The sequence below is a fragment of the Streptomyces sp. NPDC088116 genome (assembly GCF_044741745.1).
Taxonomy (GTDB): domain Bacteria; phylum Actinomycetota; class Actinomycetes; order Streptomycetales; family Streptomycetaceae; genus Streptomyces.
On record NZ_JBIUTF010000005.1, the window covers coordinates 118,704 to 134,064 of the forward strand.

Genomic DNA, 15,361 nt, shown 5'->3' on the forward strand with positions numbered 1-15,361 from the left:
TCTACACGCGCCCCAGGGCCTTCGCCCCCGGCTCGCAGCTCTCCCGTAGCTCGGCCAGTTCCTCCGGGGCCAGACTCGCGGTGGCGCCGCGCCGCCCGCCGTCGAGCAGCGCCCGCCCGGCCGCCAGCCACTCCGGCAGCGGCTCCACGCCGAGATGACGGGCGAGGCGGGTGAGTTCCCGGTCGGGAGCGTCCAGGAGGTCCTCGTACGACAGGGATACGCGGATCTCCGCCGGGAGCGCGTCCAGGTGTGCCACGCCCTCGATGACCGCCTCCGACCACAGCTTGCCGAACTCGGCCACGGGCACGGGCCGTTCCATCAGCGGTCGCAGGTCGGCCTCGTCGTCGCTGAGCAGCGCCTCCAGGTCGGCCGGCACATCCGCGCCCCCGCCCGCGTCCGCGTCCGGTACTGCGACGGCCTGGTCGCGCATGAGCTGGATCAGGCGGAAGCCCAGATGGCGGCTCATGGACAGCGCGCAGTCGGCTCCGTCCCGGTGGAGGTGGACGAAGCGGGCCTCGGGGAACAGCTCGCGCAGCCGGGGAACCGACCGCAGCGAGTACCCCGAGCGCTCCGCCACCGCCAGGCTGCCGAACCGCCCGGCCAGGACGTCGAACAGCGCCCGGTAGTGGTCGGCGACCGGGCCCCTGGGCCGCGCGGACAGCGTCGCGGCGAGCGCGTCGAACAACTCGTCCGGATCGTCGGTGAGGTGGGGCAGGGTCATCATGCTGATCGCGGGGATGCCGCCGTCCCGGGTCGTGAAACGCCCGGTCGAGTCGGAGTACACGTACTCCGGCAGCCTCATGCCGTCACGGAGAAGACGGTTGGCGAACGGCCGGGGAGTCGCGAGAAGCCGCCAGAACTCCTCGCCGGTCAACGGCTCTTCGGGGAACGCGCCCGGCTCGGCCGCGGCCACCAGTTCGCTGAGGCTGAGGACGTGCGGATGCAGGCGCATGATGCGCGACAGGGCAGTGGAGCCGCACCGTCCCGTGCCTACGACGAAGGTGAGGGGCCGCGACGTCATGGTGCTCCCGTAAAAGAACGCCGGGGCCTCGCGCCCCGGTCACACGGCCCACGACTACCCATCCCCACCTGGACACATGTTCGCCCCTGGCCTATTCGTCGAACGAGGGGACGCGAGAACGGCCGAACAGAGGCGTGGAGGTCAGTGAGAGGCGGTTACCGGGGTGTTCTGGGCACGAAGGTCAGCCAGCCGCCGCTGATACAGGGGTCCGGCAGCGAATGCCCCCCTTGCCTCGCTGGGGGTGGATCGCTCGATCAGGTGATGGGCCGCGGCCTTGAGGTGCGCGGACCACGCCAAGACGTGTTGCTGAGCGGTCCGCCCACAATCCTGGGGCTCACCGGGGAGACACAGCGGGAGTTCGGGACCGACCTTGTTCGCCGCGTGCCGAATGTAGCGGGCAATCGTGGCCCATTCCTCTTCGGTGCGCTGCGTGGCGCTGCTCTCGCTCTCCCATCCCCACGCCCCGAAGTCGTCCCCATGATCGTTCATGTGTGCGCTCCCGATGTTCGCAGCGAGTCAGGCCGGTGAGCCGATCGTAGCGGCGCTGTCCGACTCCGCGGGGTCACAGTGCCCGACCGAGGGAACACACGGACCACACGGGCCGCACATGGGCAGGAACTGAGGTGGAGTGCAGGACTGTGCGCCTTCCCCGTGCACGGCCGTGATGTCGGCAAGAACCTCCGCCATCCGGTCCCCGCCCCAAATCTCGGAGAGGGGAGAATTCAGCACGTTTCCGATGTTCAGGAATCGGCCGAGAACGCACGGCCACACATCGCCGGTCGGACCGATGGCGCATTTCTCGTGGGCGCAGTGCCCGCACAGGTCACCGATGGTCGGGGCAGCGCTCTTACTCGCTCGTCCGAATGCCCGGGTCCTGTCCCCGCCCACCATGCCGACCCCCAGCGCCGTAAGGTCCCTTGCCGCCTCCTGGACGCGCTGGCCTTCCCGGACCGCCACGACTCCGCCGCGAAGGGGGATATTGAGACTCAGTGCCTTTTCCACGTTCGCCCGGGTTCGCCTGTGAGAACCCCGGAGCATGGTCACTGCGTCATGTTCCTCCGATGCGTCGGAATAGTGCGACATCGCGAGTCTGACCCCACAGTCCGTGAATGTCTCCCACAACTCATCTCGGATATGAGTCATGTTGGAGAAGACTTCGACGGACAGGCCGGACCCGCGCGCGTGCCGGATCAGCGCCGGAAGGTTCGGGTACAGGGCCGGTTCCCCACCGATGAACTGAATGTCAAGCGTTCCCATGTCCGCGAGTTGATCAATGACGCGCAACCAGTCCTCTACGGTCATGGTGCCGTGCGTTCCCTTGGGTGACGAGTCCGCATAGCAGTGATCACAGAACTCATTGCATAACCCTGTCACCTCCAACCACACGAACTTGAGGGCGTTTCGGGAAGCGCTCATTACAAGACTCCTTGCAGGTGGGGAGTGGAGGTATCTCGTCGGCTCGGTCATGTGGAACAGCCTCCGTCCCGAATTGATCACCGGCTAGCGGCCCCCTGTAGGCCATCTGTCGGCCAGAATTGGGGCATGGGCAGCAGCATCGGGGCCAACATCCGGCGACTCCGCGAAGAGCGAGGGTGGAGTCAGGCACGACTGGCGCGGGAGGTCTGCCGGGCAGCGCGCGTAACGGGCGAACCAGTCGGGCGGCAAGAGGTCAGCCGGTGGGAGACAGGCAAGCGCACGCCCCGTGAATGGCTGTCGTTCCTCGCTGTCGTGTTGGGCGTGAACGTGGATGCCCTCAGCGTCCCCCAGAAGCCTGCTGAGCCTCCTTTGCCGACCCTGGCCGACTTCCTGCCCGAAGAGGACCCACTGAGTCCGCTGGAAGGCCGCACAGGAGGGCGACGCGTCGGAATGGCCACTGTGGATGACCTGCAGCAGCGAGTGCATGGGCTCAGGCTTGCTGATGACGTGCTTGCCGGGGGAGACCTGATCCGCCCCGCACTCCGGGACCTGCGACGCACTGTGAAGCTATATCGAGAGAGCACGCACACCAGCGAAGTAGGGCGGAAACTTCTCGTTCAGATCGGGGAGTTGGCACAGATTTCCGGATGGATTGCCGGTGATGCCGGACGGCACGAAGAGGCAGAGCGCATCTACCGATTGGGAATCAGCGCAGCGAGGCAGGCCGAGGATCATACCCTTTCCGGGAACCTCGCCGGATCACTCGCCTATCAGATGAGCAACACGGGGCGGGAATCCGAAGGGCTCATTCTGGCTCAGGCAGCGTTCCGTGACGCACGGGCCGAAGCGCCCCCGAAAGCCCGTGCGCTGTATCTGGACCGTGTGGCATGGGCTCACACGAAAGCCGGGGGAACAGAGGACGGGCAACAGGCCATGCGGGCTCTGGGGGAAGCCGGACAAGCTCTGAGCAAAGACAGCGAAGGTACGGAATCACCCGCCTACCTCTATTGGGTCGACGCCGACGAACTCCGGGTCATGGAATCCCGGGTCTACACAGAACTCCACCGGCCCTTACGCGCCGTGCCATTGCTCCGGGAAGTCCTCAAAGGCTACGACGCCACGCACACCCGGAAAATGGCTCTGTACTTGTCCTGGCTGGCCGTGGCGCTGGCTGATGCCAATGAACCTGAAGAGGCGGCAGCCGTAGCCGAGCGGATAATTTCTTTTGGATCTGACACATCGTCAGAGAGAGTGGCGGGACGAGTGCGGGTCATTCTCGGCCGGTTGCGGGACTATGCGGAAGTACCGGAAGTCGCCGGCCTACTCGCTGAGCACCCGGCAGCGTAGAAACACAGATGACCCCCGGCCGGCCACCAGGGAGGCAGCGTGTACGGATGCAGGCATCCGGGCATCCGGGCATCCGGGCATCCGGGCATCCGGCGAAACGTTGATCGACGCAAAGATCCAGCGGGCGGCCGGGTTGGTGCGTGGTCTTGTGTGGCGGGCGACCGCGTCTGATGCTGGTGTTTCTTGTTGCCTTCCGTTCGGAGTCGTCGCATGACTGCCGAGAGTCCGATCAATATGCACCAGCCGCACCGTCGTTCGCTCCTTGTCTCCGGGGCCGCCCTCGCGGGATGGGCCGCCTTCGCCGGGCAGAAGCGGGCCTTCGCAGCGGGCCGGGCCGAAACCCCCGAGTGGGATGCGCGGCCGGGGGTCTTCCAGGTCAACCGGGAGGAGGCACGGGTCAGGCTCGTGCCGTACGCGAACGCCTCGGACGCCCTGCGTGGACGGCCCGAGGAGTCGCCGTACTACCGTTCCCTCAACGGGAGTTGGCGCTTCAAGTGGTCCGAGAATCCGGATCTGCGGCCCGTCGGGTTCCATGAACCGGGGTACGACGACAGCGGCTGGGACCGTATCCCCGTGCCGTCCAACTGGGAGATCGAGGGCTATCCGGAGCCGATCTACCTCAACATCCGGTATCCGTGGATCGGGTACGAGTCCCCCGAACCACCGCGGATTCCCGGCAAGTTCAACCCCGTCGGCTCCTACCGCCGCACCTTCACGCTGCCCGGCGACTGGCGCGGCCGGCGCACGTTGATCTCGTTCCAGGGAGTGAAGTCCGCGTTCTTCGTGTGGGTGAACGGCGAGCGCGTCGGCTACAGCGAGGACAGTTACACACCCGCCGAGTTCGACATCACCGAGCATGTCCGGCCGGGCAGCAACAGCCTGGCCGTCGAGGTGTTCCGCTGGTCCGACGGGAGTTGGCTGGAGGACCAGGACATGATCGACCTGTCCGGGATCTTCCGCGACGTGTACCTGTACGCGATCGCGCCGGTGCACGTACAGGACCTGTTCGTCCGTACGGAGCTGGACTCCGCCTACCGCGACGCCGAGTTCACGCTCACCACGGTCGTACGCGACCGGACCGGCGACGGTGACGGCTCGCGCTCCGGCGAGGGATACCGGATCGAGGCCGCGTTGTACGACGCGAAGGGGCGGCCCGTACTGGGGCGTCCGCTCACCGGCCGGGTCACCTTCGAAGGCGAGGACGGCAGCCGAACCAGGGACGCCACCGTCACCCTCCGGGCGGATGTGAAGGCCCCCGCCCTCTGGTCCGCCGAGGCACCGGACCTCTACACGCTCGTGGTGACCCTCACCGACGCGTCCGGCCGGGCCGTCGACGTGCAGCGGACCCGTGTGGGCTTCCGCGAGATCGCGTACGGCCCCGGGGCGTACACGCTCAACGGCCGCCCGCTCATGCTCCGCGGCACCAACCGCCACGAGTCCGACCCCGACCACGGGCAGGCGGTCCCCGAGGAGCAGATGGTCCGGGACATCCTGCTGATGAAGCGGCACAACATCAACGCCGTACGGACCTCGCACTACCCGAACCATCCACGGTGGATGGAACTCTGCGACGAGTACGGGCTGTACGTCATCGACGAGGCGAACGTCGAGACGCACGGCGTGAGAGACCGGCTGCCGGCCTCGCTGCCCGAGTGGACGGACGCCTGCGTGGACCGGGCGCGCTCGCTCGTCGAGCGCGACAAGAACCACGCGTGCGTCGTCGCCTGGTCGCTCGGCAACGAGGCGGGCAGGGGCGACAACTTCAAGGCCATGGCCGACTGGATACACGCGCGCGACGCTTCACGGCCGGTGCACTACGAGGGCATGAACGACGTCGCCGACCTCCACAGCGAGATGTACACCAGCCCCTCGGGCGTCGAGGCGTACGGCCGGTCCGGCAACCCGAAGCCGTACCTGCTGTGCGAGTACACGCACTCCATGGGCAACAGCGGAGGCAATCTCCAGGAGTACTGGGACGTCTTCGAGCGCTATCCGAACCTGCACGGCGCCTTCGTGTGGGACTGGGTCGACCAGACGATCCGGCTTCCCGTGCCCGGCGACCCCCGGCGCACCTATCTGTCGTTCGGGGGCGACTGGCACCGGGACCACCCGGGCTATCCGACGGACGGCAACTTCTCCTGCAACGGTCTGGTCGACTCGGACCGGCAGCTCCACCCCGGCATCCTGGAGCTGAAGAAGCTGTACCAGCCGGTGGGGGTCACGGCCGCCGAACCGGCCGCCGCGGGCGCCGGCGCGGGCTCCGGCACCGTCACGGTCCGCAACAAGCATCTGTTCAGCGACCTGAGCGCGTACGAACTGCGCTGGACCGTGACCCGGGACGGTGAGCGCGTGCAGCACGGCACGGTGCCCGCGCCGAAGATCGAACCGGGCACCGAGGACACCGTACGCATCCCCGTGCGCAGGCCCGACACGCTCGCGCCCGGCGCCGAGTACTGGCTGAACATCTCCTTCGTACTGCGCGAGAAGACCCGCTGGGCGGATGCCGGGCACACGGTCGCCGCCGAACAGCTCGCCCTCGACTGGCGCGCCCCGGCGCCCGCCCGCCCCACGTCGCCGCCCGCCGCCCAGCCCCTCACGCTCACCGAGACCGGCACGAGCGTGCGGGTCGGCGGGCGGAGCGTCGAGGTCGTGCTCGACAAGCGGACCGGGACGCTCGACTCGTACCGGCACCGAGGGCGGCTGCTGCTGGCGGGCGGGCCCGTGCCCAACTTCTGGCGCGGGCCGACCGACAACGACATCGGCCGCTCGTTCCATACGAAGGCCCGCACCTGGCGGAACGCGGGCGCCGACCGGACGGTGACATCCGTCGAGGTCACGCGGCCGACGCCCGGCGAGGTCGTGATCGAGGTGGCCGCGACCCTGCCCACCGCACCAGCGGCCTCCGAGTGGCACACCGTCTTCCGGGTGCTCGGCAGCGGTGGGATACGGGTCCGGCACACCCTCAAGGCGGCGGCGGGCCTGCCCGATCTGCCCATGGTGGGCGCGCTGTTGACCGTGCCGGCCGGGTTCGAACGGCTCGACTGGTACGGGCGCGGGCCGCACGAGAACTACTGGGACCGCAGGAGCGGCGCTTTCGTGGGCCGGTACCGCTCCACGGTCGACGAGCAGGTCGCGCCGTACGCCAAGCCCCAGCAGATGGGCAACATGACGGACGTACGACGGCTGTCCCTCACGGACCGGTCCGGTGCCGGACTGACCGTGGCCGCCGAACCGGCGGGCGACGAACCGGCAGGGGGCGGATCGGCGGGTGGCGAATCGGTGGGTGGCGAATCGGTGGGTGGCGAATCGGTGGGCGACGAGTGGCTGCTGGAGACCAGCGCGCTGCACTACTCGCCCTTCGACCTCGACGGGCCACGGCATCCGTACGAGCTGAAGCGGCGGGACGAGACGGTGCTCGGCGTCAACCACCGGCAGATGGGGGTCGGCGGCATCAACTCGTGGGGCGCGGCTCCGCTGGAGAAGTACCTGCTGCACGCGGGCCGCACCTACACGTACGGATACCTGCTGCGGCCCGCGTGAGCCGCACCTCCGGAGACGGAGCGCAGGGCTGACGGGAGCGGGAGCCGGTCCACGGTCACATGGGGGCCGGCGTTCCCAGCAGCTCGGGGGCCGGCGTTCCCAGCAGCGTGGGGGCCGGCGTTCCCAGCAGCGCCGACGCGGCGGCGAGCGGCGTGGGGGCGGCGGGGGCGGGCTCGGGGGCCGTGCGGCAGGTGAAGCCGAGACGGGTGAGCGCCCGGGTCACCTCACCGGCGGAGAAGTCCCTGCGGTCCTGCCTGGTGATCACTTCCCCCACCTGCTTGACGGGGAAGGTGCGGCGGTCGATGATCACGGATTCCCCCGTGACGGGTTCGGGCTTGATGCCCTTCATCGATTCCCGCACCTCGTTCTTGGACAATTCGAAGGGATAGCGTGCGATGACACAGCGCATCGTGCCTCAACAGGGTCGAGAGGAACTGGGAGGGGAGCGGGCATACGGTCGTCACGGTCTCGGCGGCCGTTGTCCGGGGGCGCTGCCGCTGTGCGGTTCATCGAGAAGATTTCCCGACGCGGCACGCGCGCACGGAGGAATTCCCGGCGGCAATGAGCCGTGACAAGCGAACGGAGCGGAAAAAGCGACGGGCCGGGTCCCGCACCCCAAGGTGCGAGCCCCGGCCACGTCGTACGCCTCAGCGTGGGCGCCTGGGTCAGGCGGGAACGATGTTCTCCGCCTGCGGGCCCTTCTGGCCCTGCGTGACGTCGAAGTTCACCTTCTGGCCTTCCTGGAGCTCGCGGAAGCCCTGGGCGGCGATGTTCGAGTAGTGGGCGAAGACGTCAGCGCCGCCACCCTCCTGCTCGATGAAGCCGAAGCCCTTTTCCGCGTTGAACCACTTCACGGTGCCAGTAGCCATGTTTCTTTTCTCCTTCGGGGCAGTGCCGGGGCCCGCACTGTGCGAACCCCGCGTCGCCGATGATTGCCCCGCTCCGGAAAACACCGGAAATACAAAAAGCGAACCGCCGGAACATAGAGCCCGGCAAGAACACTGCAAGCTTTGGGAACCACAACTGCAACTGATTTCGACAGTAGCACGGCGCAATCAGCCGGGCGCGGCCTGCGATATCACTCCGCCCGCCAGGCCATAAACCCTCACCGCATATTGCTCGAATTTCTGCCCCTGCGGCCGCAGAAATTTCTGTCCCAGCGGCCACAGATAGTGACCCGGCGGTCAGAGGTCGGCGGTCCCGCCCGCGTCCGTCATGGGCTTGCGCAGCTCCTCGTTGAGGCGCAGCGCCTCTTCGAGCTGGTCCTCCAGGATGACGATGCGGCAGGCGGCGTCGATCGGTGTCCCGCCGTCCACCAGTTCGCGGGCGCGGGCGGCGATGCGCAGCTGGTAGCGGGAGTAACGACGGTGGCCGCCCTCGGAGCGCAGGGGGGCGATGAGCCGGGCCTCGCCGATGGCCCGGAGGAACCCCGGTGTGGCGCCGATCATCTCGGCGGCACGGCCCATGGTGTACGCGGGGTAGTCGTCATCGTCGAACCGATCGCTGGTGCGCGAGGGGGTTTTCGGGGGCACTTGCACCTCTCCTGGCACGCGTCGAGGGGCCCCGGCGTCGTACCGCACCGGGGCCCTGAGGGGATCCGTGCCGTCCACCGGCGCCTGGACGCCGGCTTCCGGGCCGTCACCGCCCTCGTACCGCGTATCGCTGAATTCTTCTGCTACGCCAGGAACCCTAGACACCGGGGAATCGCATGTCTACCGCAGCCACGACAGGTTTTCCTGAGCCATGGAGAGAATTTATGTGCCCGTCCCCGGCCCCGGGCCCGGCACGCGTGCCGGACGCTCGTGCCCGGCCCCAGTCCCGTTCACGGCGTCCGGATGTCTTCTCACGGCGTCCGGATGTCTTCGCCCTTCTCGCGGGTCAGGAGGGAGATCCTTCCGAGGGGCGCGGCGGAGAGGCACAGCACCTGGCCGTCGGCGCCGTCGACGCCAGGGTGGCGGCCCGCGCACAGATCGACGGGCCGGTCACCGGCGTCTACCGGTGGGAGGGCGCGGTACAGACCGACCCGTAATAGCGCGTGCTGTACAAGACCACGGCGGAGCGCTTCCCGGACCTCGAGGCGCGGATCCGGAGCGTGCACGACTACGGCACTTGGGAGATCATCGCCACCCCGGTCGCGGCCGTTCATCGACCGAGATGATCGCGATACTCACGTCGGTAGGCGCCCGGCGCGTCCCCGAAAGCCCTCTTGAAGGCTTTCCCGAACGCGAACGCCGAACCGTAGCCGACCTGCGCGGCGACGGCCTCGAGCGCCAGGTCGGTATCGCGGAGCAGGCGAGCGGCGATCATCATGCGCCAGCGGGTCACATAGGCCAGTGGCGGCTCACCGGTGAGCTCACGGAACTGCCGGGCGAATACCGTTCGCGACACGCCGCCGGCCACCGCGAGACTCCCGACGGTCCAGGGATCGGCGGGCGACTGTTCTATGCGTTCAAGTGCCTTGCGAATAGCGGGATCTCGCAGAGCCCGCGCCCAGCCTTGTGCCCCACGCTCCGCCTCGCGGGCGTACCACGTGCGCAGCGTGTAGATCATCAGCAGGTCGAGGAGAGCCGGAACCGCCGCGCCCAGCTCCGGCCCGTCACGGGCGACCTCAGCGCCCAGCAGGTCGACGACGGAGCGCAGGGGCTCGCCGATCGCCGCCCTCGCCGGCAGATGGATCACCGAAGGAAGGCCGGCGATCAGGGGATGCGGCCGAGCCCGGTCCAGTGCGTAGACGCCGCACAGCAGAACGGTTCCCGACGCCTGGCCATCGACCGGTTTCGGCAGTGGCCATTGGTCCACCGGGGCCATGGACGACACCTCGACGATCGGCGAGTCGGGGTGACTCGCCAGCGTGTATCCCTCGCCTGTCCGGGCGAAGACGACATCGCCGACCCCGAGCTGGACCGGGGCCGGGACGGCCGGAGGAAGGATCCAAGCCGCTCCCTCCAGCACGACATGAAGGCCGGCCCCCTGGTCACCCGTGAGTCTCATGCCCCAGGAGCCGTAGAGATCCTTGAGGCGCGCGACGGGCTTCGAAGTCCGCATCGACATGGCGATATTGCCGACAACGTCCATACGAACCCTCCCTTCCAGCGATGCGTCTGTCTCGATCCTACGAGTATCGGCGCGGATCGGGACGATCGGACATCAAATGAGGACTCAGAGCCATTACTCGTCGCGGCAATGGTCTCTAGCGTCGTACCTGCGGGACCGTGCGGGACCGTGCGGGACCGTGCGGGACCCGAGATGACCACAGAGAGGCTCGATCATGACCAATTCCCCGGCAGAGGTGCGCAACCGCGACATCGTCCGGCAGGTGTACGACGCGGCGTTCAGCGGTGACTTGGTCGCGTTCCGCGCGGCCATGCATGAGGACTTCGAGGAGAACGTTCCTTCGGTCCTGCCATGGGGCGGCGTGCACCATGGACCCGACGCCTTCTTCCGCGACGTGCTGCCCAGGTTCGCGGCGGCGGTCGACCTTCCCAGCATCCGTGTGGTCAGTCTGTCGGCCGACGGAGATCACGTCGCCGCGCTGCTCAGCGGACGATCGACGGCTGGAGACGAGCTCTGGATCGCCGAACACTGGATCCTGCGCGATGAGAAGTTGTGGCGGATGCGGAACTTCTACTTCGACACCGCCCCACTTCTGAAGTAGCGCATGGAGCAGCCCGGCCCCCTGCCGGCCGGGCTCGATCCGCGGTACGGGCGAGGAGCCGGGTTCGGGTTCGGGCCCGAACCCGGCTCACGACGCGTCGAGTTCCAGAAGCGAGCCATGAGGACGCGGTGTCCCGGTCCCGACGAAGATTCCGAGGACCTCGGAGAGCGGGTTCCCCGGAGCCGTCTGCTCCCACAGAAGCGCCTCGGGGATCAGCTCCGGGACGGTGTCCGGGACGGTGTCCGGGACGGTGTCCGGCACGGCGTCCGGGAGGGTCTCCGGCACGGCGTCGTGGACCGGGACCGCGTCCGAGGCTGCCGTGTCGGTCCCGTCACTCCCCATGGTCCGGGAGTCCTCCGAACCGTGCTGCCGGGCGTCTTCCGAGCTGTCGAGGCGTACTGACTTCCCCATGGCCTGCTCTCCCGTTCCTGTTGACCCGTCGACCTGTTGACCTGTTGACCGTCCTTGCCGAACTTCCTTGCTCAGCGCGCCTGCCTGCCTGGCCGCCCAGTGTCTTTCAGTGGTCCGCCGGGCGGAGTTCCAGCAGAGTGATGTCCGGCGGAACGCCGACCCTGACCGGCGGACCGAAGAAACCGGCCCCGCTCGTCACGTACAGCGTGGTGTCGTCCACCTTGCCGAGCCCGGCGCTGACCGGATTGGACAGCGCCGTCACACCGGTGAGCGGGAACATCTGCCCACCGTGGGTGTGGCCCGACAGCTGGAGGTCGACCCCGTGGCGGGCGGCCTCCTCGGCGAACACCGGCTGGTGGGCCAGGAGTACGACGGGACGCGAGGTGTCCCGCCCGGCCAGCGCCCGCTCCAGGTCCGGGCCCCGGCCGGTCTCCTCGCCGGCCAGGTCCTCGACCCCGGCCAGGTCGAGGAAGGTGCCGTTGTGCCGGATCTCCACCCGCTCGTTCACCAGCGGCCGGACGCCGACGGCGCGCATCTCGTCCAGCCAGTCCTCCACACCGTCGTAGAGGTACTCGTGGTTCCCGGTGACGAAGTAGCTGCCGTACCGCGACTCCAGGCCCTTGAACGGCCTTGCGGCCGGGCCCAGTTGTGACGCCGTACCGTCGGCGAGGTCGCCGACGATCGCCACCAGGTCGGCCTCCAGCTCATTGATCATCCGGACGATCCGCTCGGTGTGGGAACGCCCGAGCATCGGCCCCAGATGGACATCGCTGACGACGGCGATACGGAGTCCGGCCAGGCGCGCGTTCACCTTGGAAAGCGTGACCGGCACCCGCTTGATCAGCGGGTCCCCGAGCGCCACGGACATTCCGTGGCCGACCGTGCCCAGGGCGGTGGCGCCCGCGAGGACGCCCACCGCCCTGCCGAGGAACAGCCGTCGGCCGACGAGGAGTCGACTCGGCGGGGCGGGAGTCTCCTCGGAAGCCGGAGCCACGGGTTCCGCCGCGTCCGCCCCGCCGGCCAGGTCCGACGCATCCGCCGCACCGGACGCGCCCACCGCATCCGCCGTGCCCGAAGCGGCCGGCGCATCCGCCGCACCCACCGCGGACACGGTCACCGGCTCGGCATCCCGCCCGGCCCCCGGCCCGGCATCCCGCTCCGCGCGCCGCCACCGCCGTACCAGAAACGCCCTCGGCACCTCCAGTACGACGAGCCCCATCAGCAGGTAGATCAGCACCCCTATCAGGGTGTATCCCGGCCAGGCCACCCACCGTCCGGCGCCGTCCTGCGACGGGTCGAACAACGGGGTGACGATCCGGGTGCCGGGAGCGGCCAGCGCCGAGACGACCACCGCTCCCGTCCCCAGCCGCCGGCCCAGGGTCGCGGGTCTGCTCGTGTCGCGGACCAGGCGTATCCACAGGTAGTAGTGGATGGCGCCCGAGCCCGCGAGCATGAGCACCCACATTCCGATTCCCAGCATCGACTCTCTCCTCGGCGAACTTCTCGGCTGTCCCGGCCGTTCCTGACGGTGTCAGGAACGGCCGGAGGGCACGCCGACGCCCGCGGTGTCCGACCGTTTGCCGACCGGGCCGGCCGGTGCCGACTCGGAGATCCCGAACCGGTCGTGTACGGCGCGCAGCGGCGCCGGAGCCCACCAGTTGGCCTTTCCGGCGAGGCGCATGAAGACCGGCACCAGCACCGCCCTGATCAGGGTGGCGTCGACCAGGATCACCACCACCATGCCGATGCCCAGCATCTTCAGGAAGACGACCCCGGACGAAGCGTAAGTGGCGAACGAGGCCGCGAGGATCACGGCCGCCGAAGTGATCAGCGGGCCGCTGCGCTCCAGACCCACCGCCACCGCGCGGACGTTGTCGCCGGTGCGGTCGTACTCCTCCTTGATGCGCGACAGCATGAAGACCTCGTAGTCCATCGAGAGACCGAAGGCCGTGCAGAACATCAGGATGGGAATGCTGGGCTCGATCGAACCGCTCGGGGTGAAGCCCAGCAGGCCGGACAGATGGCCGTCCTGGAAGATCCACACGAGGGCGCCGAACATCACACCCATGCTGAGGGTGTTGAGCACCATCGCCTTCGCGGGGAGCAGCACGCTGCCGGTCATCAGGAACAGGATGACGAACGTGACCACCAGGATCAGCCCGAACACCAGCGGCAGCCGGTCGACCAACTCGGTCCGGAAGTCCTTCAGTTCGGCCGGATAGCCGCCGATCCGCACCTCGTTCGCGTCCGCGGACGCGCCCTGGGCCGCGGTGGTGCGGATGTCGGACAGGACGCGGTCGATGTCCCGGTCGAGGCCGTGGTGGCTCGCGACGACCGAGTACCAGGTGTCCTTGTCGCTCTCGAACCGGCTGGAGGACTCGTTCGGTTCGGAGATCTTCCGGCCCTCGGCGTACGAACCGGTCAGGGCGTCGACCTGCTGGATGTCGGCGATCCTGGACAGTGCGACGGCCGTCGCGTCGATCGAGGCACGGTTGGCGCCGGTGCCCGCCTGGCCGGGGCGCAGGACCTGGATCGCGTCCATCTCCTCACCCGCGAAGTTGTCGCGGATGTCCTGCTGGACCATCCTGCTGGACACGTCCTTGGGCAGCACCCGCTCGTCCGGAACTCCGAAGGTGAGGCTCAGCGTCGGCGTGGCGAGGCCCAGCAGTACGACCAGCGCCGGGATGCCCCAGAGCAGCGGCCTGCGCATCATGCGCAGCGCCGTGGTGTGCCACCAGCCCTCGTCGGAGCGGGCCTCGGCGTTCTTGCGGACGACCTTCGTGCCGAGCCGGGCCAGCGACGCGGGCAGGATCACCAGCGCGGCGAAGACCGAGGTCAGGACGGTGGCGACACCGGCGTACGCGAACGAGCGCAGGAACGGGAACGGGAAGAGCAGCAGGCACGCCAGCGACACCAGCACCGTGAGACCGCTGAACGCGACGGTACGGCCGGCGTTGGCCACCGCGTGCTCGACGGCCTCGGCGGTGGAGCGCCCGGCCCGCAGCTCCTCGCGGAACCGGTTGATGACGAACAGGCTGTAGTCGACACCCAGTCCGACGCCCATCACCAGGGCGAGGTTGGCGGCGAACGTCGAGACCTCGGTGAAGTACGTGACCCCGCGCAGCAGCGCCAGCGTGGTGATCACCGAGAACAGGCCCATACCGAGAGTGAGGAGGGCCGCCGAGAACCGCCGGTAGATGACGAACAGCAGGAGCAGCACCAGCGGGAACACGATCATCTCGGCGCGCAGGAAGTCCTGCCGGGACTGCTCGGCGCCCTGCCGGAACACCTCGTCGCCGCCGCCGACCCGCACCTTCACCAGCGCGGTGTCCCGGCTGAAGTCCGGGGAGAACTCCCCGAGTTTGGTACGTGCCTCGGTGACCGTGCCGGCCATCCGGGCGATGACCAGGGCCTGCTTGCCGTCCGTACCGCGCATGGCGGGGGAGTTGCCGCGCGACCAGTACGAGGCGACCTCGGCCACCCCGTCCTGGTCCGCCAGCTCCCGCTCCAGCTCGCGGCCCTGGGCGGCGACGGCCTTGTCGTCCACCGTGCCCTGCTTGGCCGTGACCATCAGCAGCACGCTGGGGGTGCCCTCGTCGAACTCCTTGCCCAGGTAGGCGCGGGTGTCCAGGGACTCCGAACCTGGGCTCTCGAAACGGCTGAGCACCAGCCGGTCCATGGCGCCGGCGGCGAGCGCGAGGCCCACCACGGTCAGCGCCACGCTGAGCCAGATCACCAGCCGGGACCGGGTCGCGGTCACGCGTCCCCATCGTCGCAGGGCCGGCGGACTCTCCGCGGGGCTGCCGCCGCTGGCAGCGGATTGACGTGTGTTCGGCATTCTCAACTCTCCGGATAGGTGGGGGGATCAGGGGTGATCTCGGGGGTGATCAGGGAGGGGACGGGGGAACTCAGGGAGGGGGAGGGGGAATTCAGGGAGCGGTCGGGGGGCGACGCAAGGATCGGCGGAGCCG

General features: G+C 68.7%; 12 protein-coding genes and 1 pseudogene. 4 read left to right on the forward strand and 9 right to left on the reverse strand.

The genetic code is table 11. The features are described from left to right. Position 1: 1 nt before the first annotated feature. On the reverse strand, positions 2-1,021 hold the full coding sequence (locus ACIOJD_RS21060; RefSeq protein ID WP_401915798.1) for a sulfotransferase family protein: 1,020 nt from the start codon (positions 1,019-1,021) through the stop codon (positions 2-4). A gap of 516 nt (positions 1,022-1,537) precedes the next feature. Further along, positions 1,538-2,437 carry a radical SAM protein gene (locus ACIOJD_RS21065; RefSeq protein WP_401915800.1) on the reverse strand — a complete coding sequence of 300 codons (900 nt, stop codon included), beginning with the start codon at positions 2,435-2,437 and terminating at the stop codon, positions 1,538-1,540. Between the two features lie 126 nt (positions 2,438-2,563). Here ACIOJD_RS21065 and ACIOJD_RS21070 point away from each other — a divergent pair, with 126 nt between their 5' ends. Both ACIOJD_RS21070 and ACIOJD_RS21075 read left to right on the forward strand, forming a co-directional pair. Then, on the forward strand, positions 2,564-3,784 hold the full coding sequence (locus tag ACIOJD_RS21070) for a helix-turn-helix transcriptional regulator (protein WP_401915803.1): 1,221 nt from the start codon (positions 2,564-2,566) through the stop codon (positions 3,782-3,784). Between the two features lie 210 nt (positions 3,785-3,994). Beyond that, positions 3,995-7,324 carry a glycoside hydrolase family 2 TIM barrel-domain containing protein gene (locus ACIOJD_RS21075; protein WP_401915806.1) on the forward strand — a complete coding sequence of 1,110 codons (3,330 nt, stop codon included), beginning with the start codon at positions 3,995-3,997 and terminating at the stop codon, positions 7,322-7,324. 55 nt (positions 7,325-7,379) lie between these two features. Here the strand turns inward: ACIOJD_RS21075 and ACIOJD_RS21080 are convergent, their stop codons facing one another. The 3 genes from ACIOJD_RS21080 to ACIOJD_RS21090 all read right to left on the reverse strand — a co-directional run bounded on the left by ACIOJD_RS21080 (position 7,380) and on the right by ACIOJD_RS21090 (position 8,856). Then, the gene (locus tag ACIOJD_RS21080; RefSeq protein ID WP_401915808.1) at positions 7,380-7,733 is read right to left on the reverse strand and encodes an SCO5918 family protein; all 354 of its coding nucleotides are present in this window, start codon (positions 7,731-7,733) and stop codon (positions 7,380-7,382) included. Positions 7,734-7,989: 256 nt separating this feature from the next. Then, positions 7,990-8,193, reverse strand: coding sequence for a cold-shock protein (locus tag ACIOJD_RS21085; protein ID WP_006604711.1), 204 nt, complete (start codon positions 8,191-8,193; stop codon positions 7,990-7,992). A gap of 315 nt (positions 8,194-8,508) precedes the next feature. Beyond that, positions 8,509-8,856: a MerR family transcriptional regulator gene (locus tag ACIOJD_RS21090; protein WP_401915811.1), complete on the reverse strand. Its 348-nt coding sequence runs from the start codon at positions 8,854-8,856 to the stop codon at positions 8,509-8,511. 257 nt (positions 8,857-9,113) lie between these two features. Here ACIOJD_RS21090 and cutA point away from each other — a divergent pair. Beyond that, a pseudogene (gene cutA, locus ACIOJD_RS21095) lies at positions 9,114-9,482 on the forward strand (divalent-cation tolerance protein CutA). Here the strand turns inward: cutA and ACIOJD_RS21100 are convergent. Further along, the gene (locus ACIOJD_RS21100; protein ID WP_401915814.1) at positions 9,467-10,399 is read right to left on the reverse strand and encodes a cupin domain-containing protein; all 933 of its coding nucleotides are present in this window, start codon (positions 10,397-10,399) and stop codon (positions 9,467-9,469) included. The pseudogene cutA and the gene ACIOJD_RS21100 overlap by 16 nt on opposite strands. A gap of 193 nt (positions 10,400-10,592) precedes the next feature. On the opposite strand from ACIOJD_RS21100, the gene ACIOJD_RS21105 reads away from it, so the two are divergent. Continuing rightward, positions 10,593-10,979, forward strand: coding sequence for a nuclear transport factor 2 family protein (locus ACIOJD_RS21105; protein WP_401915817.1), 387 nt, complete (start codon positions 10,593-10,595; stop codon positions 10,977-10,979). 87 nt (positions 10,980-11,066) lie between these two features. Here ACIOJD_RS21105 and ACIOJD_RS21110 read toward each other — a convergent pair whose 3' ends face one another. From ACIOJD_RS21110 to ACIOJD_RS21120, 3 genes are all read right to left on the reverse strand, one after another. Further along, positions 11,067-11,390 (reverse strand): hypothetical protein, encoded by a 324-nt coding sequence (locus ACIOJD_RS21110; protein ID WP_401915820.1) that lies wholly within the window; start codon positions 11,388-11,390, stop codon positions 11,067-11,069. Between the two features lie 106 nt (positions 11,391-11,496). Continuing rightward, complete coding sequence (locus tag ACIOJD_RS21115) at positions 11,497-12,870, reverse strand: metallophosphoesterase (protein WP_401915822.1); 1,374 nt, start codon at positions 12,868-12,870, stop codon at positions 11,497-11,499. Positions 12,871-12,921: 51 nt separating this feature from the next. Then, positions 12,922-15,150, reverse strand: a complete 2,229-nt coding sequence (locus ACIOJD_RS21120) for an MMPL family transporter (protein WP_401915825.1) — start codon at positions 15,148-15,150, stop codon at positions 12,922-12,924. Positions 15,151-15,361: the final 211 nt, after the last annotated feature.